Raw genomic sequence first — 24,930 nt, forward strand, 5'->3', positions numbered from 1 at the left:
GCGTGCGAAGCCCAACATGGGGATATCAGCCAGCCTACTCGACAGGCAGGTGACGCGAGAGCTCCATCGCATCGTGTAGAACCCGGTCGATCATGATCCTGTCCGCCTCTTGCCGGTAGATAAGGAAGTGCCGGGGATTGCGCACGATGCCCGACGCTGTGCGGCCCCGTTCGCGACTCAGTCGTAGATGCCAGGAGCGAACGCCGTCGCCGAGCTCCGGTCGTTCCGCGCTGCCGGCCTGGTTCGGGGCTGATGCGACATCACGCAGGCCGGCAACGATCAGGGCCTGATAGCGCTGGCGTGCAATCTCGCCGAACTGCTCGTCCGTCCAGGCCAGAATGTCGAGGATGTCGGCTTGCGCGGCTTTGGATAAACGGTACCGGGCCATCAGTCTTGCTTGCGTCGAGCGGCCTGCTGGCCAAGCTGGCCGATGATGTCTTCGAGCTGGGCATCTTCCACATCCAGGTAACGACCCGCCGCGATATCTTCCCGACCTTTACGGGCCGCCTGCTGGAGCACATCGAGCTTGGCTGCTTCCAGGCGCTCACGCTCCTCGATAAGGCGCAGCCCTTCGCGCAGCACCTCGCTCGCGTTCTGATAGCGACCGGATTGCACCAGGCGTTCGACAAATTCGTGTTGGTGGTCGCTGAGCACCACGTTTCGGGTAGGCATGGCATCGACTCCAAGAGGGGGAGTGGGCCACTGTATGGGGGATTGGCAGATTATGCCAATGAGCCGTTGGGCCTCGCTGCGCTCGGCGCCAACCTACGGAAGCTGGAAAGCAAAAGGCCCGCATCTCGATGAGACTGCGGGCCTTTCTATGTCTGGAGCGGGCGAAGGGAATCGAACCCTCGTCATGAGCTTGGGAAGCTCAGGTAATGCCATTATACGACGCCCGCTTTCAAGGCCGCCTTTTTACCAGAAGCCTTGGCCAAAATGAAGCCCGATCATGCACTTAATGCACGCCTGCTACCTGGCGGCGGGGGGTGGAAGCCCCCGTTGCGGGGGCCTGCGTTGGGTAGTCAGACGGCCATTGCCTGGGCGGGCTGTGGCTGCAGGTGGCGCGGTTGCTGGGTGCTGGCGGGGGTGTCGAGGAAGCCGAGCATCACTTGCTGGGTCTGCAGCCAGCCGGCCTTGTGTTCGATGTCGATGAAGTGGCCTGCGTTGCGGATGGTGGCGAACTGGCAGTCGCGCACATGCTCGGCGAACAGCTGGGCATCCTTGGGAGATGTGTAGACGTCGTGTTCGCCGTTGACGAACAGCAGCGGGATGTCCACGGCCTTGAGGCAGTCCACGTAGCAGTTGGCGTCCAGCGATAGCACCTGGTGGATATGGAAGTGCATCTGCCGGTATTCGTGCTCGTCGAGGCTGGCGACGTGCCGGTGGTTGAAGCGCTTGAACAGCGCCGGCAGGTAGCGGCCGATGGTGTCGTTGACCAATGTGCCGACGTTCTCGCGGTCCACTGCCTGCAGGTAGTTCATGCCGTTTTTCATGTAATCGAGCATCGGCTCGTTGAGGATCGGCGAGAAGGAGTTGATCACCGCCTTCCTGATGCGCGCCGGGCTCTGGCCGAGGGCGAGCAGGGCGGCGACGCCCCCCCAGGAGAAGGACGAGAGGTAGTCCGCCTGGTAGTGCTCGATGAGCTCGAGGAGGATTTCCGCCTCGGTTTCCTTGGTGATCGGCCGGCTGTGGTCGTTGTGGGGCTTGGACCGGCCGGCGTAGGGCTGGTCGTAGAGCACCACGTTGAACTGCGGTTGCAGGTATTTCACCGTCTGCGCGAACGAGGCCGTGGTAGCCAGCGAGCCGTTGACCAGAATGATGGTGCGGCTGGCTTGAGGGTTGCCGTAGAACTCCGTGTGTACCTTGTACTTCCTGTCGATCGTGACGACCTGGGTTTGTGGCCTCATGTCGTTTCCTCCTGGCGCAAGTGGGTCGTGCGGACGAGGCGGGCCTCGTTCGCGGAGCATTCGGGCAGTCAGATAAACGCCTGGAGATGACAAGAGAATGTCAGGCGGTTTTTATTGGAATTTATTTATTTTTCAGTAATTTAGGTCGAAAAAGAGCAGGGCATCCAGCGCCCTTGGAGGGGCCGGAGCTGCGCTTTGACCAGGCAGGAAACCTATGCCGACGGGTGAGCGCCGGGGTGTTGCGGATCGCTTGGAAGGCTGTGGTGACTCATGGGTCACACTCTGACCTTCGGTTTGGATTCAAGCAGAGGTCAGTTACCCCCGCAAGCGCGAATCAGCACTTTTTCCGTGCAGCCCGTCGGGTGATGAAGAAAAGGCTGCCGCTCTGTTTCGCGCCTTGCCACCGGATGGTCATCTCCGATGTTCCTCAGAGGAGAGGGAAGGGGAGAAGTTGCAGTCGATTAGGCGCCGGCCGTCGGTCCCTTAGAAGAGCTCGATCTCGTCCGCGCTCAGGGCGCGGTACTGGCCGGGCTGCAGGGCCGGGTCGAGGTGCAGCTCGCCCATGCTTTCGCGGTGCAGGCGCAGCACCTTGTTCTGGAAGTGGCCGAACATGCGCTTGACCTGGTGGTAGCGGCCTTCGTGCAGGGTCAGCCGGGCGGTGCGAGGGGCGAGGATCTCCAGCTGCGCGGGGAGGGTGGTGAGGTCCTCGTAGGCGAAGTAGAGGCCACGGGCGAAGGTCTCGATGCAGGCCGGGTCGATCACCTGCTCGGTTTCCACGGTGTAGACCTTGGGCTGCTTGGTCTGCGGCAGGGTGAGGCGGCGCGACCAGAGGCCGTCGTTGGTGATCAGCAACAGGCCGGTGGTGGTGAGGTCGAGGCGCCCTGCCAAGTGCAGCTCATGCTTGTCGGGCTCGTCCAGCAGGTCGAGCACCGTGGGGTGTTCGGGGTGCTCGGTGGCGCTGACCCAGCCGGCCGGCTTGTGCAGCATGAAGTAGCGCGCCGGCTTACCGGGCTGTACTTCGCGCTCGTCGAGGGTAACGCGGTCGAACACCCGCACTTCGAGGCTGCCGTTGGTGACCACGGCGCCGTTGACCCGCACGCGCCCCGTGGCCAGTTGCAGGCGCGCGGCCTGGCGGTTGAGGTCGGGGAGGTTGCCGAGCAGGCGGTCGAGGCGCATCAGGTGGGTTCTTCGGGGGGCAGCAGGCGGGCGCAGCGGGGGCAGAGGCAGGCCTTGTCCTGGGCGTCCAGCGGGATGCGACGCAGGGCTTCGGGGGCGATCGGCGTGCTGAAGCACCAGCAGGGCTGGCCGCTGGCGGCTTCCTCGGCACAGTCGTTGGCCTGGCCGCAGAGCGGGCAGCGCGAAGGATCGGGGGGCTGGTTCATGCCGGTAGCGGGAGCCGTGGAAAAGGTCGCTAGGGTGCAGCGTGCTGGCAGCCGATGCAAGCCGCGCAGGATGGCCGTTGACCGATAAGCGGCGGCGCCCGGTGCAGCGCCCGTCGCAGAGCCTCCCGAGTGGGCGGAGCAGGGCGCCGGTCGGAAGAATTTGTGGGTCCCTGTGAATGACCTAGCAGCGAATTAGTAGCGCAGAGAGTAAGATTTTCGGCATTGTGCGCATCTTCGTCGGCATCGCCCGATGAACGCGTAAGAAATTCCAGTTGTCTACGGACTATCGCCACCTACTCAGCGGAACAGAGACCCACGTGTCCACACAAATCAATACGGTCAACAAAGCCAAGGCCTGGTCTGCACATGGCGTCACCGCCACCGGAGTGGTGCTGGCGCTGATGGCCATCCTCGCCCTCTTCGACAACCAGCCCCGCGACTGCCTGCTTTGGCTCGGCGCGGCCCTGCTGGTAGACGGCCTGGACGGCAGCTTCGCGCGCAAGGTCCAGACCAGCACCATGCTGCCGAACTTCGATGGCTCGACCCTCGACCTGGTCATCGACTACCTGACCTACGTGTTCATCCCCGCGCTCTTCATCTACCGCTACGTGCCGCTGCCGGACTACACCGTGCTGCCCACCGTGAGCCTGATCCTGGTGTCGTCGCTGTTCTGCTTCTGCAACCTGAACATGAAGAGCAGCGACAACTACTTCGTCGGCTTCCCCGCCGCCTGGAACGTGGTCGCGCTGTACCTCTACCTCATCGACCTGCCGCCGGTGGCGAGCTTCGCCATCATCTGCGTGCTGGCCGCGCTGACCCTGACCAAGCTGAAGTTCCTGCACCCCTTCCGCGTGCGCAAGCTGATGCCGCTGAACATCACCGTGACCTTCGTGTGGATGCTCAGCAGCATGTTCCTGATCATCCAGTACCCCGACCTGAAATCCATGATGGTCGCGCTCTGGGGCCTGTCCTCGGCGTACTTCGTCGGCGTGTGCCTGTGGCGCAGCCTGATGGACTGGAGCGGCAAGCTGCGCGCCTGATCCGTGCCTGTTGCACAAGAGCCCGTCCCCGCGACGGGCTTTTTTGTGGGCGCGACGAGCCGGGGGCGCATGGCCGGCCGGGCGACTTGCCTATATCCTTCACGCCTTTCCCACCCGCAGGACCCTTTCCAGATGAAAACGCAGCTGATCGAACTCATCACCAAAATCAGCTCGGGCTGCATGTCGGCAGAAGAAATCGACACGATCGCCGACGAAGCCACCCAGGCTTTCGCCGATCCCGAAGCCTTCCTCGCCGCCAACCCGGACATCAACTACGACGACAGCTTCACCATTCCCCTGGGCGAATGGGTGGTGGTCGGCAGCCTGCCGGAAACCGTGCTCTTCCACGCCGACGACTACCCGGACCTGCTGCAGCAGATCATCGATTCCTTCGGCCCGGAGGTGACCTTCAACATCCAGCCCAAGCAGCTGAAGAAGGTCGACCCGCTGCGCGCCATGCACCGCATCCAAGTGCAGCTCAGCGCCCTCTACCCGGAGAAGGGCGGCTATGTGCTGGTGGGCTTCAGCGATCCGATGGAGGACGACATCCTCCAGGCCGTGCTGGTCTACAAGCAGGACGTGGCTCGCGTGCTGGAACTGGCCGATGAGCTGCAGATCGACGCCGTGGAAGTCTATGAATCCATGAAGGGCGCGCAGGACGACGATTGAGGCTGGATGCTTGTCTGTAGGAGCGAATTCATTCGCGATCGGGCCTGTGCCTAGTGCCATCGCGGTTGAAACCGCTCCCACAAGAGCAGAGCGAGCCCAGACTGTGGAAAGGGCCGCTCTGCGGCCCCGGGCGAATGAATTCGCCCCTACAGGTCGTGCGCACCTTCTTCGCTCTTTGTTTAGCGCCAGCTGAACAATAGATAGGAAAAACTGGATTTTAAGCATCCTTGGCGGCGTGCGAGGCTCGTGCCATTCCATATCCAGGCGTTCCACAATGGGTTTTCCCCCGTCACTGATTGCACCACCCGAGCCCCTCGCCGCACCGACAGGGCGCGGGCGGCGGTGCGAGCGCCGGTGGCCGGGGCAACCCAGCGTCTCCCTTCCCCTCGAACTGGCCTTCTGGGCCCTCTGGCACTGCCGCCACGCGCGCCCGCCGGACGCTGCTCCCTTCTGATCGCCGGCCGGTTCCCGCTGCGGAAACTGGCCTACCTTGATGACGATCCGTTCCCGAACGCACGGCTGCACAGTGTTTGCATGGCCTTGCCCGGGATCATCACCTGCGCCCGTCGCGGCGCTGAAGAGAGCCAGATGAAATTCGCCACAGAGCAGGAAGCCCGAGACTTTCTCGACCAGAACCCCGATATCGACACCTTCGAGCTGTTCATCCTCGACGCCAACGGCGTGCCACGGGGCAAGCTGCTGCACCGCGATGAGCTGCTCGCCGTGTACCAGAGCGGCCGGCCGCTGCCGAGCACCATCCTCGGCCTCACCCTCAATGGCGACGACGTGGAGAACTCCGGCCTGGTCTGGGACGTGGGCGACATCGACTGCCGCGCCTACCCGCTGGCCGGTAGCCTGGTGCGCCTGCCCTGGCGGCGCATGCCTACTGCCGCCGTGCAGGTCAGCATGCACCCGAGCGAAGGCATGCCCGCCGCCATCGCCGACCCGCGCCACGTGCTGATCGAGGTGATCGAGCGCCTCAAGGCCGATGGCTTCCACCCGGTGATGGCCTGCGAGCTGGAGTTCTACCTGCTGGACCAGAAGCCCGATGCCCAGGGCCGCCCGCAAGCGGCGCTGGATAGCGACGGCCGCCGCCCGCGCACCACCCAGGTCTACGGCCTGCGCGAGCTGGAGCAGATCGAGCCCTTCCTCGCCGACCTCTACGCGGCCTGCAAGGCACAGGGCATTCCCGCCCGTACCGCCATTTCCGAATACGCGCCGGGCCAGGTGGAAATCACCCTGGAACACGGCGACGCGCTGGAGGCCATGGACCAGGCCGTGCGCTACAAGCGCCTGGTCAAGGGCGTGGCCAACGCCCACGGCATGCAGGCCTGTTTCATGGCCAAACCCTTCGATCACCTGGCCGGCACCGGCATGCACATGCACGTCAGCCTGGCCGATGGGCAAGGCCGCAACCTGTTCGCCAGCGAAGACCCGGCCGGCACCCCGCAACTGCGCCTGGCCGTGGGCGGCATGCTCGCCTCCCTGCTGGATTCGCTGCTGCTGTTCTGCCCCAACGCCAACTCCTACCGCCGCTTCCAGGCCAACAGCTACGCGCCCCTGGCCCCAACCTGGGGTGTGGATAACCGTACCGTCAGCCTGCGCGTGCCCGGCGGCCCGGCCTACACCCGCCACATCGAGCACCGCATCTGCGGCGCCGACGCCAACCCCTACCTGGCGGCGGCCGCCATCCTCGCCGCCATCCACCGTGGCATCCGCGACGAGATCGACCCGGGCGAGCCGGTGGAAGGCAACGGTTATGCACAGGCCAAGGAGTTGCTGCCCACCGATTGGCTCACCGCGTTGCAGGCCCTGGAGAACTCCAGCTGGGCGCGCGAGGCCCTCGGCGCGGAATTCCTCGGCGTCTACCTCGCGGTGAAGCGCGCCGAGTACCGCCAGTTCATGGCCGAAGTGGGCGAGCAGGACTGGCGCTGGTACCTCAACCAGGCCTGATGCCTGGCCAGGCCGCCCCGCGTGTGCGGGACGACGGCTGTCGTGCTGCATCGAGCAGGAAAACCGAATTCGTACAGATAGGGCCCCGAGGGCCTTGCAGGAACCGAAGATGAATGTTGCATTGAAGACCACGCCCAGCGCCGAGCGCTGCGCCTCCTACTACACCGCCACCCTCAATTCCGAGACCGACTACCCCACCCTGCAGGGCACGGTGGAGGCCGACGTGGTGATAATCGGCGGCGGCTTTACCGGCGTCGCCACCGCCGTCGAGCTGGCCGAGCGCGGCCTCAAGGTCGCCCTGGTGGAGGCGAAGAAGATCGGCTGGGGCGCCACCGGGCGCAACGGCGGCCAGGTCACCGGCAGCCTCTCGGGCGACGGCGCCATGCGCAAGCAGATGCGCAAGCGCCTGGGGCAGGAGGTGGACGACTTCATCTGGCACCTGCGCTGGCGCGGCCACGCGATCATCAAGAGCCGGGTGGAGAAGTACGGCATCGCCTGCGACCTCAAGCACGGCCACCTGCACGCGGCGATGAAGCCCGCCCATATGGACGAGCTGCGCGAATCCTTCGAGGAGGCCCAGCGCCGCGGGATGGGGGACGACGTGACCCTGCTCGACGCCGCCGGCGTGCGCCAGCACCTGGAGAGCGACCTTTACCTGGGCGCGCTGAAGAACACCCGCAACATGCACCTGCACCCGCTCAACCTGTGCATCGGCGAAGCCCGTGCGGCGGAGAGTTTGGGGGCGATGATCTTCGAGCATTCCGAGGTGCTGGAGATCGTCCACGGTGAGCGCCCGGCGGTGGTCACCGCCCAGGGCCGCATCAACGCTCGCCAGGTGCTGCTGGCCGGCGACGTGTACCACAAGCTGGAGCCGAAGAAGCTCAAGGGCATGATCTTCCCGGCCATGGGCGGCATCGTCACCACCCGCCCGCTGGGCGAGCTGGCGGAGCGCATCAACCCCCAGGACCTGGCCGTCTACGACTGCCGCTTCGTGCTCGACTACTACCGCCTCACCGCCGACAAGCGCCTGCTGCTCGGCGGCGGCGCCAACTACTCGGGGCGTGACTCGCGGGACATCGCCGGCGAGCTGCGCCCGGCCATCGAACGCACCTTCCCGGCGCTCAAGGGCATCGAGATCGACTACCAGTGGAGCTGCGCGATGGGCATCGTCATCAACCGCATCCCGCAGCTGGGCAAGCTCTCGCCCAACGTCTGGTACTGCCAGGGCTACTCCGGCCACGGCATCGCCACCACCCACATCATGGGCGAGATCATGGCCCAGGCCATGACCGGCAGCCTCGGCCACTACGACACCTTCGCCGACTGCTCGCACATCAAGGTTCCCATGGGCGACGTGTTCGGCAACCCGATGCTCGCCGTGGGCATGTGGTACTACCAGATGCTGGAGAAGCTGCGCTAAAGACCGTCGTAGCGCGGGGTGTGCAGGGGCGGTGCCTGCCGTATGGCTTCACCGAACTCGTGCTTGCCCCCTATCTTTCGGGGTATCGCCTTTCCTTCTCGAAGTCGCATATTCAGATGCTCGAAAAGCACTTTTAGGAGTGCTTTTTTCGGTGCTATTCTGCGAGTCCTCTCTGTTCGCACACATGACCTTGACCAAGACAGCTCGGCCACAGCAGAGAACCCGACAGTAGCTCAGCGAAGCTTGATGGTTCGGCCCTTGGAAATGAGCTCAGGCACCTTAGAAGCGCAGATAGCGGAGAACAGGCAGATATGGCGATGACCTACGTGGTTTTGGCTGACGTTGCGGCGTCAGTGACGGAACTGAAAAAAGACCCCATGGGCACCATTCGTGAAGGTGGCGGCGAAACGGTCGTGATCCTCAATCGAAATGAACCGGCGTTCTATGCCGTGCCCCCTGCACGCTACGAAGCCATGCTGGAACTGATTGACGATCTGCAACTGGCTGAAGCCGTGCGCGCTCGGGCTGGTGAACCTACTGTACGGGTAGATATCGATGACCTCATCGCGCAAGCCGGCGGAGCCGACTAAGTACGACCTGGAGTTCAACGCTCAAGCGCTCAAGGAGTGGGGAAAGCTGGGGAAGACCATCCAGTTGCAGTTCGCCAGAAAGCTCAAGGAACGGCTCGACAACCCCCGAGTCGAGGCCGACAAGCTCCGGGATATGCCCAACTGCTACAAGATCAAGCTGCGTGCCATCGGCTACCGGCTGGTATATGAGGTGATCGACAGTCGCGTGGTTGTCACCGTGATCGCCGTGGGCAAGCGAGAGCGAAGCAAAATCTATGGCGCTGCGACCAAGCGCTTGCAGGGCCCTTGAGCCGTCGCAGCACTGCGCCCAGGTGCTTCAACCTGGGTAACGGCATTCGTCAACGCCGCCGCTGAGGGGAGCAGAGTGCGGTGCGCCTTCTGTGGGGGCGGTTTCAACCGCGATTGGCCGCGCACTGGGCCCCATCGCGAATGAATTCGCTCCCACGCTGGCGTTGAACCGGGGCCCCGATGCGTTGGGCCTCGCTGCGCTCGGCGCCAACCTACGGTGCTTCATGGCGCACCTGTAGGGGCGAATTCATTCGCCCGGGAGCGCCATTGCGCAGCATGGATTTCGCTGTGCTCTACCCCCGCTGCGCCTTGAGAAACAGCGAGAACAGCTCCGACTGCGACTTGATCCCGAGCTTGGCGTAGATGTGCTTGCGGTGGACCTTCACCGTCTCCGCCGAGATGGCCAGCTTGCGCGCCACTTCCTTGCTGGAGCAGCCGCTGAGCATCAGCCGGGCCACTTCCAGTTCGCGGGCGGTGAGGGCGCTTTCCACCTGCTGGCCCACCTGTTCCAGCTGCACTTCCCAGTTCGGCGCCGGTTGCGGGGTGCTGGCCAGGCGTTCGGCCTCGAAGGCGAGGCGCTGGCGCATCAGTGCCGTCACCCAGGGTTCCACCAAGCTCAGCAGGGCGACCTGTTCGGGGGTGAAGGCCTGGCGTGAGCCGAGGGACAGGCATAGGGTGCGGCCGCCCTCCAGCGTCACGTTAAACTGCAACTCGTCGGCCACCACGTTGAGGCGGTGGTAGCGCTGGTAGTAGTCCGTCTGCTCGAAGCATTCCGGCGCCACGTCGGCCAGGCGCAGCAGGCCGCCCCGGGTGCTCTCGCGGCTGTGGATATAGAAGGGGTCCAGCAGGTAGAGGCCGTCCAGGTAGTCCTGGAACAGCAGGTCCGGCTCGCCGTCCTCGCCCGGGCATTCGGCGAACACCTGGGGTCGGCCCTCGCTGAACAGCAGCGCCACCCAGCTGTCGTGGGGCACGTACTGGCCGAGGGTGCGCACCAGGGCGACCCAGAAGCCCGGGGCGTCCAGGGCTTCGATCAGTTGCCCCACCGAGCGGTGCCAGGCGATGTCCTGAAGGCTCAACGTCATGCTTCTACCCCTGATGGGTTACCACGCGGGCGTAATTTCACCGGAAGCGTCGGCGGTTCCATACTTCGGGAACACCCGGGACCGACGCAGCGCGCATTCTGACCGGTTTGCGCAATCAGGTCTCGTGCCAAGACAAGAATCAGGAGTCCCCATGAAGGTCGAACTCGTCCAGCTGGCCGGTCGTGACGGCGATACCGCCTACAACCTCGCCCGCGCCCTGGAAGCCATCGCCGCCTGCGCCGCCGACACCGATCTGGTGGTGTTCCCGGAAACCCACCTGATGGGCTTCCCCACCCGCGAGAACATCGCCGCCGTCGCCGAGCCGCTGGAGGGCCCCACCGTCCAGGCCGTGCAGCGCGCCGCCCGCGAGCGCGACGTCGCCGTGGCCATAGGCGTGGCCGAGAACGACGCCGGCACCTACTACAACACCACGCTGCTGATCACCCCCGAAGGCATCGCCCTCAAATACCGCAAGACCCACCTCTGGGCCTCGGACCGCGGCATCTTCACCCCCGGCGACCGCTACGCCACCTGCCTGTTCAAGGGTGTGCGCGTGGGCCTGCTGATCTGCTTCGACATCGAATTCCCCGAGAGCGCCCGCGCCCTTGGCCAGCTCGGCGCCGAGCTGATCATCGTCACCAACGGCAACATGGACCCCTACGGCCCCACCCATCGCACCGCGATCATGGGCCGTGCCATGGAGAACCAGGCCTTCGCCGTGATGGTGAACCGCGTGGGTGAGGGCGATGGCGACCTGGTGTTCGCCGGTGGCAGCGCCGTGGTCGATCCCTTTGGCCGCCTGCTGCTGGAGGCCGGGCGCGAGGAGTGCCGGCAGATCATCGAACTGGACCTCGGCCAGATCGCCGCCGCACGCAGCGACTACCGCTACCTCGACGACCGGCGCATGGTGCTGCCCGGCGAGATGCGCGAGCACGCCGACGGCCGTCGCGAGCTGCTGATTCCCTGACTCTGATTTGACGGGCGCCCCCGAGGCGCCCCCGAGGCGCCCGCATTGCCGCCTGCATTGGGCGGTCGCTCCACCTTCGCCGACTTCGGCTCTGCCATAACAACCAACAATTCGGAGTAGCAGTAATGGCTCGTCTTCAGCGCACCCTGTCGCTGGGGTCCGTGGTGCTGTTCGGCATCGCGTACATGACCCCGATCATCGTCCTCGGCACCTTCGGCATCCTCGCCGACGTCACCCAGGGCCTGGTTCCCGCCGCCTACGTGGCCGCTTCACTGGCCATGCTGTTCACCGCCCTGAGTTATGCACGGATGGCCGCGGCCTTCCCGGTGGCCGGCTCGGCCTACACCTACGTGCGCAAATCCATCAGCCCCAAGCTGGGCTTCCTCGCTGGCTGGGCGGTGCTGCTGGACTACCTGTTCCTGCCCATGGCCATCTGGCTGATCGGCGCGGCCTACCTGCATTCCGCCTTCCCCGGTGTGCCCCAGGCGGTCTGGGTGCTGGCCTTCATCGGCGTCACCACGGCCATCAACGTGGTCGGCCTGAAGCTGGCGAAGAACATCAACGGCGCGCTGATGCTGGTGCAGTTCCTGGTACTGCTGGCCTTCGTCGCGCTCTGCGTGCACTACGTGCTGGGCGATGCCAGCAAGCCGCTGTGGTCCCTGGCACCCTTCGTTGGCGAGGAGCTCAACCTGCCGCTGGTGATGAGCGGCGCGGCCATCGCCTGCTACTCCTTCCTCGGCTTCGACGCGGTGAGTACCCTCACCGAAGAGACCCGCGACCCGAGCCGCACCATTCCCAGGGCGATCCTGCTGATCACCCTGGTCGGCGGCCTGATCTTCATCGCCACCTCCTACTTCGTGCAGCTGGCGCACCCGTCCATCGAGTTCCAGAGCGCGGACTCGGCGGCCTACGAGATCGCCCGCAACATCGGCGGTGATGTGTTCGTGTCGGTCTTCCTCATCGGCCTGATCGTCGGCCAGTTCACCTCGGGCCTCTCCGCCCAGGCCAGCGCCTCGCGCCTGCTGTTCGCCATGGGCCGCGACGGCGTGCTGCCGCAATCCCTGTTCGGCCGCCTCAGCGAGCGCTTCGGCACCCCGGTGGGCAGCATCGTGCTGTGCGGCGTGGTGGCCCTGCTGGCACTGGAGATGGACGTGACCACCTCCACCTCCTTCATCAACTTCGGCGCCTTCCTGGCCTTCAGCCTGGTGAACCTGTCGGTGATCTTCCACTACTGGCTGCGCAGCGATAAACGCGGCCCGCGCGAGGCGCTGCTGTTCGTGGTGTGCCCGCTGATCGGCATGGTCTCCACCCTGTGGCTGATGATCAGCCTCGACCACCTGGCCATCATCCTCGGCCTGTCGTGGCTGGCCCTGGGCGTGATCTACCTCGCCTGGCTCACCGGTGGCTTCCGTCGCCAGCCGCCGGAGCTGCAATTCGAAGAGGCCTGACGGCTGCCGGGGAGGGCGGGCACCTCGCTCGCCCGCCCGGCGGAATAGACGCCCGATCCGAGGCGGCAAAGGTCGGTTTCCTGGCATAAAGTGGGCGCTCTTTTTCCCTCGGTTCCGGAGCCGGCCATGGATGCCCCGCTGTTCGATTCGCTACCCGATGACGAGACCCTGTACCAGGCGCTGCTGGAGCGCGACCCGGCCTATGAGGGCTTCGCCTTCGTCGGGGTCAAGAGCACCGGAGTGTTCTGCCGCCTGACCTGTGCCGCGCGCAAGCCCAAGCGGGAGAACTCGGTGTTCTTCGGCAGCATCAAGGCCTGCGTCGAGGCGGGCTTCCGCCCCTGCCTGCGCTGCCGCCCGCTGGACCAGATGGGTGCCCAGGAGCCGCTGGTCAAGGAGTTGATCGCGCTGCTGGAGCAGGATCAGGAGCGGCGCTGGCTGGAAGGCGACCTAGTCGCCCTCGGCCACGACCCGTCCACGGTGCGTCGTGCCTTCAAACGCCACTTCGGCGTGACCTTCCTCGAGATGGCCCGCCTGCGCCGCATCGGCCACGGCCTGGCCCAGCTCTCCGCCGGGGCGCGGGTGGTGGACGCCCAAGTGACTGCCAGCTTCGATTCCGACAGCGGCTTCCGCAGCGCCTTCACCCGTCTGCTGGGCGAGCCGCCGTCGCAGTTGCGCGGGCGCGAGCTGCTCAAGGCCGACTGGCTGGAAACGCCCCTGGGTGTGATGCTGGCGGTGGCGGACGCGCAATCCCTGCACCTGCTGGAGTTCTTCGACCGGCCGGCCCTGGCCAACGAACTGAAGAACCTGCAGAAACTCACCGGCACCAGTATCGGTTTCGGCCGCTTCGCCCCCATCGACCAGATCGAGGCGGAGCTTTCGCGTTACTTCGCCGGCGAGCCGGTGGTCTTCGCCACGCCGCTGGCCATGGGCGCCTCGGCCTTCACCCGCAGCGTGTGGCAGGCCCTGCGCGAGATCCCCTTCGGCATCACTTGCAGCTACGCCGACCTGGCCCGCGCCATCGGCTCGCCCTCGTCGGTACGCGCCGTGGCCCGCGCCAATGGCACCAACCAGATCGCCATCGTCATCCCCTGCCACCGCATCATCGGCTCCGACGGTTCCCTCACCGGCTACGGCGGCGGGCTGTGGCGCAAGCGCTGGCTGATCGAGCATGAGCGGCGGATGGGGCGCGCAGTACCGGGCTGAAGCCCGGATTACGGATGGGCGGCCGGGAATCGGTGTAGGAGCGAATTCATTCGCGATGGGGTTCTCGGCGGGCCGGGAGTTTGCCGGCAGTCCTGCGGCCTGCTTTCGCGAATGAATTCGCTCCCACGGGTTGGCACATGCCTCCTCGTAGGAGCGAGCTCTGCTCGCGAAGCCCTTGGCGATGCTGCGCACCGCTTGGCGACTGAAGTCGCCCCTACAGTTGGCCTGTGCCTGCGGGTCAGCGCGCGGCGCTGACGCCCTCGAGGGTGGCGAAGGAGGTGTCCTTGGCGGTGAGCAGGAAGTCGCGCATGAAGGGGGCGTCGAGCATGTCCGAGCGGATGGCGGCGTGGAGCGTGGCGTAGAGGGATTTTTCGCCGAGCTTCTTGGCCGTGACGTAGCCGCGCGAGCTGTACTCGTGCAGCGCCCAGTTGGGCAGGCAGCAGACGCCGCGGCCGCTGGCCACCAGCTGCATCATCATCACCGTGAGTTCCGAGGTGCGCACCTGGGCCGGTTCGACGTCGGCGGGTTCGAGGAAGCGGGTGAAGATGTCCAGGCGGTCGCGTTCCACCGGGTAGGTGATCAGGGTTTCCGTTTCCAGGTCTTCGGGGACCATGTAGGGCTTGCCCGCCAGCGGGTGCTGGTTGGCCACCGCCAGCAGCGCTTCGTAGGTGAACAGCGGCACGTAGGTGATGCCGGGCAGGTCGATGGGGTCGGCGGTCACCACCAGGTCGAGGTCGCCACGGGCCAGGGCCGGCAGCGGGGCGAAGGAGAAGCCCGAGGCCAGGTCCAGCTCCACTTCCGGCCAGGCATCGCGGAACTGGTCGATGGTCGGCATCAGCCATTGGAAGCAGCTGTGGCATTCGATGGCCATGTGCAGGCGCCCGGCGGTGCCGCCGGCCAGCCGCGCGATGTCGCGCTCGGCGTTGCGCAGTTGCGGCAGCAGCGAGTCGGCCAGTTGCAGCAGGCGCAGGCCGGCACTGGTGAAGCGCACCGGCTTGGTCTTGCGCACGAACAGCTGCATGCCGAGGCGTTCCTCCAGTTCCTTGAACTGATGGGAGAGGGCCGATTGGGTGAGGTGCAGGCGTTCCGCCGCCTCCACCAGGCTATCGGCCTCGCGCAGGGCGTGCAGGGTCTTGAGGTGGCGGAACTCGAGCATGGCGATTCTCTATGAGCAGAATTTGTGACGAACGAGAAAATGTTGAGTTTGTCTCATGGAGGCCTGGCTGTCGACAATAGCGCCATCAACCTGAATGGAGCGTCATGCCATGGCCCTGGCCCACAGTCTTGGATTCCCCCGCATCGGTCGCGACCGCGAACTGAAGAAAGCCCTCGAAGCCTTCTGGAAAGGTGAACTCGACGAAGCCGGGCTGCGCGCTGTTGGCCGTGACCTGCGCGCCACCCATTGGCAACTGCAGAAGGACGCCGGCATCGAGCTGCTGCCGGTGGGCGACTTCGCCTGGTACGACCAGGTGCTGACCCATTCGCTGACCTTCGGCGTGGTGCCCGAGCGCTTCCGCCCCCACAGCGGCAAGCCCGGCCTGGACACCCTGTTCGCCATGGCTCGTGGCGTTTCCGGCGGTTGCTGCGGCGGCGCTCATGCCCAGGAGATGACCAAGTGGTTCGATACCAACTACCACTACCTGGTGCCGGAGTTCACCGCTGACCAGCAGTTCCAACTGAGCTGGGAGCAGCTGTTCGAGGAGGTGGGCGAGGCTCATGCCCTGGGTCACCAAGTGAAGCCGGTGCTGATCGGCCCGCTGACCTACCTGTGGCTGGGCAAGGCCAAGGGCGGTGAGTTCGACCGCCTCGACCTGCTGGATCGCCTGCTGCCGGTCTACGGGGAGATCCTCCAGCGCCTGGCCGCCCAGGGCGTGGAGTGGGTGCAGATCGATGAGCCGATCCTGGTGCTGGACTTGCCCCAGGACTGGAAGAATGCTTTTGAGCGTGCCTACAACCTGCTGCAGCGCGAGCCGCTGAAGAAGCTGATCGCCACCTATTTCGGCGGTCTGGAAGACAACCTCGGCCTGGCCGCGAGCCTGCCGCTGGACGGCCTGCACATCGACCTGGTGCGCGCCCCGGAGCAGTACCCGACCATCCTCGACCGCCTGCCGGCCTACAAGGTGCTGTCCCTGGGCCTGGTCAATGGCCGCAACGTTTGGCGCTGCGACCTGGACAAGGCCCTGGATGTGCTCCGGCACGCCCATGAACGCCTGGGCGAGCGCCTGTGGGTGGCGCCGTCCTGCTCGCTGTTGCACAGCCCGGTGGACCTGGGCCGTGAGGACAAGCTCGATGGCGAACTCAAGGACTGGCTCGCCTTCGCCGTGCAGAAGTGCGCCGAGGTCGCCATCCTCGGCCGTGCCCTGAACGAGCCGGAAGCCCCCGAGGTGCTGGCCGCCCTGGCCCACAGCCGCACCGTGCAGGCCGACCGTGCGCGCTCGCCGCGTATCCACAAGCCGGCGGTGCAGGCACGCCTGGCGGCCATCGAGCCGGCCCACGGCCAGCGCCGCTCGCCTTTCGCCGAACGCATCCGCCAGCAGCGCGCGCACCTCGACCTGCCGCTGTTCCCCACCACCACCATCGGCTCCTTCCCGCAGACGGCGTCGATCCGCCTGGCGCGCCAGGCCTTCAGGCAGGGCAAGCTGTCGGCGGCCGAATACACCGAGGCCATGCACAGCGAGATTCGCCACGCGGTGGAGGTGCAGGAGCAGCTCGGCCTGGACGTGCTGGTGCACGGCGAGGCAGAGCGCAACGACATGGTCGAGTACTTCGCCGAGCAGCTGGACGGCTACCTGTTCACCCGCTTCGGCTGGGTGCAGAGCTACGGCTCGCGTTGCGTGAAGCCGGCGGTGATCTTCGGTGACCTGAGCCGCCCGAAAGCCATGACCCTGGACTGGATCCGCTACGCCCAGGGCCTGACCAACAAGGTGATGAAGGGCATGCTCACCGGCCCGGTGACCATGCTGATGTGGTCCTTCCCCCGCGAGGACCTGACCCGCGAGGAGCAGGCCCGGCAGCTGGCGCTGGCCATCCGCGACGAGGTGGTGGACCTGGAGGCGGCGGGCATCCGCATCGTACAGATCGACGAGGCGGCCTTCCGCGAGGGCCTGCCGCTGCGCCGCAGCCATTGGCAGGGCTACCTGGATTGGGCCACCGAGGCCTTCCGCCTGTGCGCCTCGGGCGTGGCGGACCAGACCCAGATCCACACCCACATGTGCTACAGCGAATTCAACGATGTGATCGAGTCCATCGCCGCCATGGATGCCGACGTGATCACCATCGAGACCTCGCGCTCGGACATGGAGCTGCTGGAAGCCTTCAAGGCCTTCGCCTACCCCAACGAGATCGGCCCGGGCGTCTACGACATCCACTCGCCCCGTGTGCCGGACAGCGCCGAGATGGCCGGCCTGCTGCGCAAGGCGGCCGAGCGCATCCCCGCCGAGCGCCTGTGGGTCAACCCGGATTGCGGCCTGAAGACCCGCGCCTGGCCGGAGACCGAAGCGGCACTGGTGAACATGGTGGCGGCGGCGCGGCAGTTGCGCGCGCAGTTCGCCTGAGCAGGGCGTGGTAACGAAAAAGGCGGCCCTCGGGCCGCCTTTTTCATGGGCGCGGATCAGCCGCGGTAGACGGGGAAGTCCGCGCAGAGGGCCGCGACCTGTTTGGCCACCTGGGCCTCGACATCGGCATCACCGAGGTGGTCGAGGATGTCGCAGATCCAGCCGGCCAGCTCGATGCTCTGCGGCTCCTTGAAGCCACGGGTGGTGATGGCCGGGGTGCCGATGCGCACGCCCGAGGTGACGAAGGGCGATTGCGGGTCGTTGGGCACGGCGTTCTTGTTCACGGTGATGCCGGCGCGGCCGAGGGCGGCGTCGGCGTCCTTGCCGGTCAGGCCCTGCTTGATCAAGGACAGCAGGAACAGGTGGTTGTCGGTGCCGCCGGAGACCACGTCGAAGCCGCGCTCGATGAACACCTGGGCCATGGCCTGGGCGTTCTTGATCACCTGGGCCTGGTAGGTCTTGAAGCCGGGCTCCAGCGCTTCCTTGAAGCACACCGCCTTGCCGGCGATGACGTGCATCAGCGGGCCGCCCTGGGCACCGGGGAACACGGCGGAGTTGAGCTTCTTCTCGATCTCTTCGTTCTTGCGGGCGAGGATCAGGCCGCCGCGCGGGCCGCGCAGGGTCTTGTGGGTGGTGGTGGTGACCACGTCGGCGTAGGGCAGCGGGCTGGGGTACAGACCGGCAGCGACCAGGCCGGCGACGTGGGCCATGTCGACGAACAGCAGCGCCCCGACCTTGTCGGCGATAGCGCGGAAGCGCGGGAAGTCGAGGGTCTTCGAATAGGCGGAGAAGCCGGCGACGATCATCTTCGGCTTGTGCTCCACGGCCAGGCGCTCGACTTCGTCGTAGTCGATCAGCCCGGTGCGGGTGTCGAGGCCGTACTGCACGGCGTTGTACAGCTTGCCCGAGGACGACACCTTGGCGCCGTGGGTCAGGTGGCCGCCGTGGGCCAGGCTCATGCCGAGGAGGGTGTCGCCGGCATTGAGCAGGGCCAGGTAGACGGCGGAGTTGGCGGAGGAACCAGAGTGCGGCTGGACGTTGGCGTAGTCGGCGCCGAACAGCTCCTTGGCGCGGTCGATGGCCAGTTGCTCGACCTTGTCGACGTACTCGCAGCCACCGTAGTAGCGCTTGCCCGGGTAGCCCTCGGCGTACTTGTTGGTCAGGCCGCTGCCCTGGGCTTCCATCACCCGCTGGCTGGTGTAGTTCTCGGAGGCGATCAGCTCGATGTGGTCTTCCTGGCGCTGTTCTTCTTCCTGCATCGCACTGAAGAGTTCGTCGTCGTAGCCCTGGATCTGGTCGTGCTTGCTGAACATGGGAAATCCTCGGTCATGGTCCTGGGGTGAGGGATAGCAAGGGCGGTGCCAGGGGTAATAAACACAGGGTTATCAAGGGGTTGGGGATATTCGGGGTGGAGCACGACGAAGCGGCTGTAGGGATTTCGCTACAACAGGGCGAACCCGGACGCGCCCGCTGCAGTCTGACTCCCGTCAGCCCGGGCCTGCAGCGGCTGTAGCGTTGCCGTTACGCTGTAACGGCAACGCTACAAGGCTCGTGGAAATGCCATTGCAGAGGCCCGCAACGACCGTTGGGCGCCCTTCATGAAACTGTCACGGTTCTGTGGCAGTGCGCACGAAAGAGATTCATCAGAATCGCGTTTCACTGGGGTTTTGCGTTCTGGATTTTCATCATGCGTCTTTTCATTTTCCTCGCCGCCTTGCTGTGCGGCCTGCCCGCTTTTGCCTCCGCGCGCTGCGATACGCAGGTGCCGACGGAGACCGTGCACCTGGGCGAAGTGCGGCTGGCCTACCAGAGCATCGGCGATGAAAAGGACCCGGCGCTGCTGCTGATCATGGGGCTGGGCGGCCAGCTCATCCACTGGCCGGACGAGGTGGTGGCGGCCCTTTGCGAGCAGGGTTTCCGGGTGATCCGCTATGACAACCGCGACGTCGGCCTATCCGCCTGGACCCACCCGGAACCCGCCGCCAACCTGACCTACGAAGCGGTGCGCTACCGCCTGGGCTTCCCCGTGCAGGCGCCTTACAGCCTGCGTGACATGGCCGGTGACACGCTGAGCCTGATGGACGCCCTGCATATCCGCCAGGCCCATGTGCTGGGCGCGAGCATGGGCGGGATGATCGCCCAGCATGTGGCCGATATCGCCCCGGAGCGGGTGCTGAGCCTGACCCTGGTGATGACCAGCTCCGGCGCCCAGGGGCTGCCGGCACCGAGCCATGCGCTGATCGCCCTGCTGGCCCGCCGTGAGGCGCCGAGCCGCGAGGTGGCACTGGAACAGCAGGCCGATCTGCTGGCCGCCCTGGGCAGCCCGGATGTGGCGGACGATCGCACCCAACTGCTGGAGCAGGCCGCGCGGGCCTATGACCGTGCCTTCAACCCCGAGGGCGTGCAGCGGCAGATGCTGGCGATACTCGCCGAGCCGAGCCGCGTGGAGATGCTCAACCGCCTGAGCGTGCCGACCCTGGTGGTGCACGGCACCGCCGACCCGCTGCTGCCGGTGATGCATGGCGTGCACGTGGCGGCGCATATCAAGGGTTCGGAATTGAAGCTTATCCCGGGGCTGGCCCATCGCTTCCAGGAGGCCTTCAAGGAGCCCCTGCTGGCGGCGGTACTGCCGCACCTGCTGGCCCATCGGCAGGTGGATGGGCACGTGGCGCAGCTTTGAGTTCATCGCTGGAGGGCTATGAGAGGGGGTAGGGTGGGCTTCAGCCCACCAATAGGCGCTCCAAGGTCATCCCCCACTTCGTGCCAGGCTCCCCGGGCTGAAGCCCAGGCTACCTACCGTGACGGGTAGTAAGGTGATTCCGTAGCCCGGGCTTCAGCCCGGGTTGCAGGGCGTACCTGGGAGCGGATCAGGCGGCATCGGCCTTGGGGCGGTTGAGCAGGTACTGGGCGAGGCGTTCCTGCTGGCCGGGGGTCATGAACAGGCCGAGCTTGGTGCGGCGCCAGAGGATGTCGTCCAGGCCGGTGGCCCATTCCACGCGGCACAGGTAATCCACTTCACGGCTGTACAGGCCACCGCCGAGGTGATCGCCCAGGTCGGTGAGGTTCTGCACGCCATCCAGCATCTTCCAGGTACGGCTGCCATAGGTGCCGGCCCAGCGCCGTGCCAGGCTGTCGGGCAGCCAGCCGAAGCGGGCACAGAGGGCTTCGGCCAGCTCGGCCTGGCTGCTCATCTGCTCGCCACCGGGCAGCGGCTGGCTGGCGGTCCAGCTCGGCTTGGCGTTGGGGAAGAACGGCGCCAGCTGGGCCAGGGCCGATTCGGCGAGCTTGCGGTAGGTGGTGAGCTTGCCGCCGAACACCGAGAGCAGCGGCGCTTCGCCCGGGTGGGCTTCCAGCGACAGGGTGTAGTCGCGGGTGACGGCGGAAGGGTCGTCGGACTCGTCATCGCACAGCGGGCGCACGCCGGAATAGGTGCGCAGGATGTCCTTCTCGCTGATCTGCTGCTTGAAGTGGCGGTTGACCACATCCAGCAGGTAGGCGGTTTCCTCGGCGCTGATCGCCACCTTGGCCGGGTCGCCCTGGTATTCGCGGTCGGTGGTGCCGATCAGGGTGAAGCGTTCCAGGTAGGGGATGGCGAAGACGATGCGGCGGTCCTCGTTCTGCAGGATGTAGGCGTGCTCGCCGTCGTGCAGCCTGGGCACGATGATGTGGCTGCCCTGGATCAGGCGGATGCCGTAGGGCGACTTCTGCTTGAGGTCGTCCTTGATGAACTTCGCCACCCAGGGGCCGGCCGCGTTGACCAGGGCGCGGGCGCGGATCGACAGCAGGGTGCCATCGGCGCGTTCCAGGTGGATGTGCCACAGGCCCTTGCTGCGGCGGGCGCTGACGCAGCGGGTGCGGGTGTGGATGTGCGCGCCGTTCTCGCGGGCGGCCATGGCGTTGAGCACCACCAGGCGGGCGTCGTCGACCCAGCAGTCGGAATATTCGAAGCCGCGGGCGATGTCCGCCTTCAGCGGGCTGCCGGCGCCGAACTTCAGGCCGCGGGAGCCCGGCAGCTTCTCGCGCTTGCCGAGGTGGTCATAGAGGAACAGGCCGGCGCGGATCATCCAGGCCGGGCGCAGGTGCGGGCGGTGGGGCAGGACGAAGCGCATGGGGCGGACGATGTGCGGGGCCTTGGCCAGCAGCACTTCGCGCTCGGCCAGGGCTTCGCGCACCAGGCGGAACTCGTAGTGCTCGAGGTAGCGCAGGCCGCCGTGGATCAGCTTGCTGCTGGCGGAGGAGGTGTGCTGGGCGAGGTCGTCCTTTTCGCAAAGGAAAACCGACAGCCCGCGCCCGGCCGCATCGGCGGCGATGCCCACGCCATTGATGCCGCCCCCGACGACGGCCAGGTCATAGACTTCGGAAATGGGCGATTGGCGGCTCATCGGAGGGTTCATGCAGGCGGCACCGTAAGTCGAAAGTGAACTTTGAATGTTCGTTTCCGAAAAATGCTAGTCGAATACGCATGAAACCGCCAGCCCGCATGCGCGGCTGCGAGCGGGTGGGCGACGAAAGGAGGGGCGCGCTGGCGCGGCTCAGACCAGGTCGAGGTGGACCTTGTGCTCGGCCATCAGGCGGGCCAGGGCGGGGGAGGGCGCGTGGTCGGTGATCACGCGGTCCACCAGGGCGATGGAGCCCAGGCGCACCACGGCGTTGCGGCCGAACTTGCTGGAGTCGGCGGCGAGCAGCACCTGGCGGGCGTTGTCGATGATGGCCTGGGAGACGCGGACTTCCTGGTAGTCGAAGTCCAGCAGGCTGCCGTCATCGTCGATGCCGCTGATGCCGACGATGGCGTAGTCAACCTTGAACTGCTGGATGAAGTCCACCGCCGAGGGGCCGACGATGCCGCCGTCGCTGCGCACCGTGCCGCCGGCCACCAGCACCTCGAAATCCGCGCGGTCGGCCAGTTGCGCGGCCACGTGCAGGTTGTTGGTGATGACCTTGAGACCCTTGTGGCCCATGAGTTCGCGGGCGATGGCTTCGGTGGTGGTGCCGATGTTGATGAACAGCGAGGCATGGTCGGGAATCAGCGCCGCCACGGTTTCGGCGATGCGCTGCTTCTCGTCGCGCATCAGCCCGGCGCGCATGGCGTAGGCGGTGTTCTGGATGCTCGACGACTCGCTGGCAGCACCTCCGTGGGTGCGCCGCAGCAGGCCCTGTTCGGCCAACTGGTTGATGTCGCGGCGGATGGTCTGCGGGGTCACGGCGAAGGCCTGGGCCAGCTCGTCGATGCTGACGTAGCCACGGTCGCGGGCGAGGTCGAGGATTTCCTGCTGGCGAGGAGCCAAGGTCATGGGAACGGCTTCCGGATTTTTGTCGCGCATTATAGCGACGTGCTGCCGAACGGCGACTTTTCAGCTAAGGTACGCCCAATTCGCCCTCCTGTTTTCACAATCGAACATGACCCCTGCCATCGATCTGCTGAAGAAAGCCAAGGCCGAGCACAAGGTGCTCAGCTACACCCACGATCCCAAGGCGCCTTCCTATGGCCTGGAAGCGGCGGAGAAGCTTGGCCTGGACCCGGCACGGGTGTTCAAGACGCTGCTGGCGGCCACCGAGAAGGGTGAGCTGCTGGTGGCCGTGGTGCCGGTGGCCGGCACCCTCGACCTCAAGGCGCTGGCCCATGCGGCCGGGGCCAAGAAGGTGGACATGGCAGCGGCGGATGCGGCCCAGCGTGCCACCGGCTACCTTGTGGGCGGCATCAGCCCGCTGGGGCAGAAGAAGCGCCTGCGCACCTTCATCGACGAATCGGCCCGGGCGCACCCGAGCATCCATGTCAGCGCCGGGCGGCGCGGCCTGGAAGTGGAGCTGAGTGCGGACACCCTGGCCCAGCACACCCAGGCGCAGTTCGCGGCGATCGGCCGCGAGTGACGCCCCCATAACAACAAGGAAGCCTGCATATGGCCCAGTACCTACTTGCCATCGATCAGGGCACGACCAGCAGTCGCGCCATCGTCTTCAGCGCCCAGGGCCTGCCCGTGGCCCGCGCCCAGCAGGAGTTCAAGCAGTACTTCCCCAAGGACGGCTGGGTCGAGCACGACGGTGAGGAAATCTGGCTGACCACCCTCAAGGTCTGCCGCGAGGCGATCCAGAAGAGCGGTATGCCGGCCGCGGACATCGCCGCCATCGGCATCACCAACCAGCGCGAGACCACCCTGGTGTGGGACGCCGCCACCGGCACGCCGATCCACCCGGCCATCGTCTGGCAGGACCGCCGCACCGCCGATTACTGCTCGACCATGAAGGAGGCCGGTCACGAAGACGAAGTCGCCCGTCGCACCGGCCTGCTGATCGACCCCTACTTCTCCGCCACCAAGCTGCGCTGGATCCTCGAGAACGTGCCGGGCGCCCGGGCCCGCGCGGAGCGGGGCGAGCTGCGCTTCGGCACCGTGGACTGCTTCCTGCTCTGGCGCCTGACCGGCGGCAAGGCGCACCGTACCGATGCCACCAACGCCTCGCGGACCATGCTCTTCAACATCCACACCCAGCAGTGGGACGAGGCGCTGCTCAAGCTGTTCGAGATCCCCGCCAGCCTGCTGCCGGAGGTGCTCGACAGCGCCGCCGACTTCGGCACCACCGAGGCGCCGCTGCTGGGCGCGGCCATCCCGGTGCTGGGCATGGCCGGTGACCAGCAGGCCGCGCTGATCGGCCAGGCCTGCTTCCAGCCGGGCATGGTCAAGAGCACTTACGGCACCGGCTGCTTCCTGATCCAGAACACCGGCGAGACGCCCGTGACCTCGCGCAACCGCCTGCTCACCACCGTTGGCTATCGCCTGGACGGCAAGGTCACCTACGCGGTGGAGGGCAGCATCTTCGTCGCCGGCGCGGCGGTGCAGTGGTTGCGCGACGGCATCAAGCTGATCAGCCATGCCCGCGACACCGAGGCCCTGGCCGAGCAGACCGGCGATGCCTGCGGCGTGTACCTGGTGCCGGCCTTCACCGGCCTGGGTGCCCCCTACTGGGACCCGCGCGCCCGTGGCGCGATCTTTGGCCTGACCCGCGACACCGGGATCAAGGAGATCGTCACCGCCGGCCTGCAATCGGTCTGCTACCAGACCCGCGACCTGCTGGAGGCCATGAGCCAGGACGGCGCTGCCGCACCCAGCGCGCTGCGGGTGGATGGCGGCATGGTGGAGAACAACTGGGTGATGCAGTTCCTCGCCGATATTCTCGGCGTGGCGGTGGAACGCCCCGAGGTGACCGAGACCACGGCCCTGGGCGCGGCCTACCTGGCGGGCCTGAAGGCGGGGCTGTACCGCGACCTCGACGAGATCGCCCGGCACTGGCACCGCCAGCAGCGCTTCACCCCGCACATGGCGACCGCGCATCGGACCAAGCTTTACGACGGATGGCTGGATGCCGTCCAGCGGGTACGCAGCGAGGCCTCCGAGGCGTAAGCTGCACACTGGAGCGGTAAGCAACGCAGGGAG

At 66.2% G+C, this 24,930-nt stretch carries 23 protein-coding genes and 1 tRNA gene; 13 read left to right on the forward strand and 11 right to left on the reverse strand.

What is annotated here, in order from left to right:
• Positions 1-34: 34 nt before the first annotated feature.
• From PI990_RS07620 to PI990_RS07645, 6 genes are all read right to left on the reverse strand, one after another.
• Complete coding sequence (locus tag PI990_RS07620) at positions 35-388, reverse strand: type II toxin-antitoxin system RelE/ParE family toxin (RefSeq protein ID WP_271660264.1); 354 nt, start codon at positions 386-388, stop codon at positions 35-37.
• Positions 388-672 carry a type II toxin-antitoxin system ParD family antitoxin gene (locus tag PI990_RS07625; RefSeq protein WP_236207590.1) on the reverse strand — a complete coding sequence of 95 codons (285 nt, stop codon included), beginning with the start codon at positions 670-672 and terminating at the stop codon, positions 388-390. The genes PI990_RS07620 and PI990_RS07625 overlap by 1 nt, the downstream gene beginning before the upstream one ends.
• Before the next feature lie 153 nt (positions 673-825).
• A tRNA-Gly gene (locus PI990_RS07630) sits at positions 826-899 on the reverse strand.
• A gap of 123 nt (positions 900-1,022) precedes the next feature.
• Entirely contained in the window at positions 1,023-1,907 is an 885-nt protein-coding gene (locus tag PI990_RS07635) for an alpha/beta fold hydrolase (protein ID WP_271660265.1), read from the reverse strand.
• A gap of 483 nt (positions 1,908-2,390) precedes the next feature.
• The gene (locus PI990_RS07640; RefSeq protein ID WP_271660266.1) at positions 2,391-3,083 is read right to left on the reverse strand and encodes a pseudouridine synthase; all 693 of its coding nucleotides are present in this window, start codon (positions 3,081-3,083) and stop codon (positions 2,391-2,393) included.
• Positions 3,083-3,289: a cysteine-rich CWC family protein gene (locus PI990_RS07645; protein WP_271660267.1), complete on the reverse strand. Its 207-nt coding sequence runs from the start codon at positions 3,287-3,289 to the stop codon at positions 3,083-3,085. The genes PI990_RS07640 and PI990_RS07645 overlap by 1 nt, the downstream gene beginning before the upstream one ends.
• Before the next feature lie 317 nt (positions 3,290-3,606).
• Between PI990_RS07645 and pcsA the strand changes: the two genes are divergently transcribed.
• The 6 genes from pcsA (at position 3,607) to PI990_RS07675 (ending at position 9,250) form a co-directional block, all read left to right on the forward strand.
• The gene (gene pcsA, locus PI990_RS07650) at positions 3,607-4,329 is read left to right on the forward strand and encodes a phosphatidylcholine synthase (protein ID WP_021216986.1); all 723 of its coding nucleotides are present in this window, start codon (positions 3,607-3,609) and stop codon (positions 4,327-4,329) included.
• A gap of 132 nt (positions 4,330-4,461) precedes the next feature.
• Positions 4,462-4,998, forward strand: coding sequence for a hypothetical protein (locus tag PI990_RS07655; protein WP_271660268.1), 537 nt, complete (start codon positions 4,462-4,464; stop codon positions 4,996-4,998).
• 588 nt (positions 4,999-5,586) lie between these two features.
• Complete coding sequence (locus PI990_RS07660; protein ID WP_271660269.1) at positions 5,587-6,951, forward strand: glutamine synthetase family protein; 1,365 nt, start codon at positions 5,587-5,589, stop codon at positions 6,949-6,951.
• Positions 6,952-7,060: 109 nt separating this feature from the next.
• A complete protein-coding gene (locus PI990_RS07665; RefSeq protein WP_271660270.1) occupies positions 7,061-8,371 on the forward strand; it encodes an NAD(P)/FAD-dependent oxidoreductase in 1,311 nt (436 codons plus the stop codon).
• Between the two features lie 317 nt (positions 8,372-8,688).
• The gene (locus PI990_RS07670) at positions 8,689-8,961 is read left to right on the forward strand and encodes a type II toxin-antitoxin system Phd/YefM family antitoxin (RefSeq protein ID WP_172435033.1); all 273 of its coding nucleotides are present in this window, start codon (positions 8,689-8,691) and stop codon (positions 8,959-8,961) included.
• The gene (locus PI990_RS07675; RefSeq protein ID WP_271660271.1) at positions 8,927-9,250 is read left to right on the forward strand and encodes a type II toxin-antitoxin system RelE family toxin; all 324 of its coding nucleotides are present in this window, start codon (positions 8,927-8,929) and stop codon (positions 9,248-9,250) included. Before PI990_RS07670 ends, PI990_RS07675 begins: the two co-directional genes overlap by 35 nt.
• A 292-nt stretch (positions 9,251-9,542) precedes the next feature.
• Here PI990_RS07675 and PI990_RS07680 read toward each other — a convergent pair whose 3' ends face one another.
• On the reverse strand, positions 9,543-10,331 hold the full coding sequence (locus PI990_RS07680) for a helix-turn-helix transcriptional regulator (protein WP_271660272.1): 789 nt from the start codon (positions 10,329-10,331) through the stop codon (positions 9,543-9,545).
• Positions 10,332-10,482: 151 nt separating this feature from the next.
• On the opposite strand from PI990_RS07680, the gene PI990_RS07685 reads away from it, so the two are divergent.
• The 3 genes from PI990_RS07685 to PI990_RS07695 all read left to right on the forward strand — a co-directional run bounded on the left by PI990_RS07685 (position 10,483) and on the right by PI990_RS07695 (position 13,949).
• Positions 10,483-11,298 carry a carbon-nitrogen hydrolase family protein gene (locus PI990_RS07685; protein WP_271660273.1) on the forward strand — a complete coding sequence of 272 codons (816 nt, stop codon included), beginning with the start codon at positions 10,483-10,485 and terminating at the stop codon, positions 11,296-11,298.
• 125 nt (positions 11,299-11,423) lie between these two features.
• Positions 11,424-12,746, forward strand: a complete 1,323-nt coding sequence (locus tag PI990_RS07690) for an APC family permease (protein WP_271660274.1) — start codon at positions 11,424-11,426, stop codon at positions 12,744-12,746.
• A gap of 126 nt (positions 12,747-12,872) precedes the next feature.
• On the forward strand, positions 12,873-13,949 hold the full coding sequence (locus tag PI990_RS07695) for a bifunctional transcriptional activator/DNA repair enzyme AdaA (RefSeq protein ID WP_271660275.1): 1,077 nt from the start codon (positions 12,873-12,875) through the stop codon (positions 13,947-13,949).
• Between the two features lie 238 nt (positions 13,950-14,187).
• Here PI990_RS07695 and metR read toward each other — a convergent pair whose 3' ends face one another.
• The gene (gene metR / locus PI990_RS07700; RefSeq protein WP_021217003.1) at positions 14,188-15,105 is read right to left on the reverse strand and encodes a transcriptional regulator MetR; all 918 of its coding nucleotides are present in this window, start codon (positions 15,103-15,105) and stop codon (positions 14,188-14,190) included.
• A 109-nt stretch (positions 15,106-15,214) separates the two neighbouring features.
• On the opposite strand from metR, the gene metE reads away from it, so the two are divergent.
• Positions 15,215-17,503, forward strand: a complete 2,289-nt coding sequence (metE, locus tag PI990_RS07705; protein ID WP_271660276.1) for a 5-methyltetrahydropteroyltriglutamate--homocysteine S-methyltransferase — start codon at positions 15,215-15,217, stop codon at positions 17,501-17,503.
• 56 nt (positions 17,504-17,559) lie between these two features.
• Here metE and glyA read toward each other — a convergent pair whose 3' ends face one another.
• Positions 17,560-18,816 carry a serine hydroxymethyltransferase gene (gene glyA / locus PI990_RS07710; protein ID WP_271660277.1) on the reverse strand — a complete coding sequence of 419 codons (1,257 nt, stop codon included), beginning with the start codon at positions 18,814-18,816 and terminating at the stop codon, positions 17,560-17,562.
• 374 nt (positions 18,817-19,190) lie between these two features.
• Between glyA and PI990_RS07715 the strand changes: the two genes are divergently transcribed.
• Positions 19,191-20,183, forward strand: a complete 993-nt coding sequence (locus PI990_RS07715) for an alpha/beta fold hydrolase (protein ID WP_043242827.1) — start codon at positions 19,191-19,193, stop codon at positions 20,181-20,183.
• A gap of 187 nt (positions 20,184-20,370) precedes the next feature.
• Here PI990_RS07715 and glpD read toward each other — a convergent pair whose 3' ends face one another.
• Positions 20,371-21,897, reverse strand: a complete 1,527-nt coding sequence (gene glpD, locus PI990_RS07720; protein WP_265167852.1) for a glycerol-3-phosphate dehydrogenase — start codon at positions 21,895-21,897, stop codon at positions 20,371-20,373.
• 138 nt (positions 21,898-22,035) lie between these two features.
• Positions 22,036-22,794: a DeoR/GlpR family DNA-binding transcription regulator gene (locus PI990_RS07725; protein ID WP_021222792.1), complete on the reverse strand. Its 759-nt coding sequence runs from the start codon at positions 22,792-22,794 to the stop codon at positions 22,036-22,038.
• A 106-nt stretch (positions 22,795-22,900) separates the two neighbouring features.
• Between PI990_RS07725 and ybaK the strand changes: the two genes are divergently transcribed.
• Together ybaK and glpK are read left to right on the forward strand one after the other, a co-directional pair.
• On the forward strand, positions 22,901-23,371 hold the full coding sequence (gene ybaK / locus PI990_RS07730; protein ID WP_021222791.1) for a Cys-tRNA(Pro) deacylase: 471 nt from the start codon (positions 22,901-22,903) through the stop codon (positions 23,369-23,371).
• Positions 23,372-23,400: 29 nt separating this feature from the next.
• A complete protein-coding gene (glpK, locus tag PI990_RS07735; protein ID WP_271660278.1) occupies positions 23,401-24,897 on the forward strand; it encodes a glycerol kinase GlpK in 1,497 nt (498 codons plus the stop codon).
• Positions 24,898-24,930: the final 33 nt, after the last annotated feature.

It is taken from the genome of Pseudomonas sp. TUM22785, from assembly GCF_028198105.1.
Lineage (GTDB): Bacteria > Pseudomonadota > Gammaproteobacteria > Pseudomonadales > Pseudomonadaceae > Metapseudomonas > Metapseudomonas solani.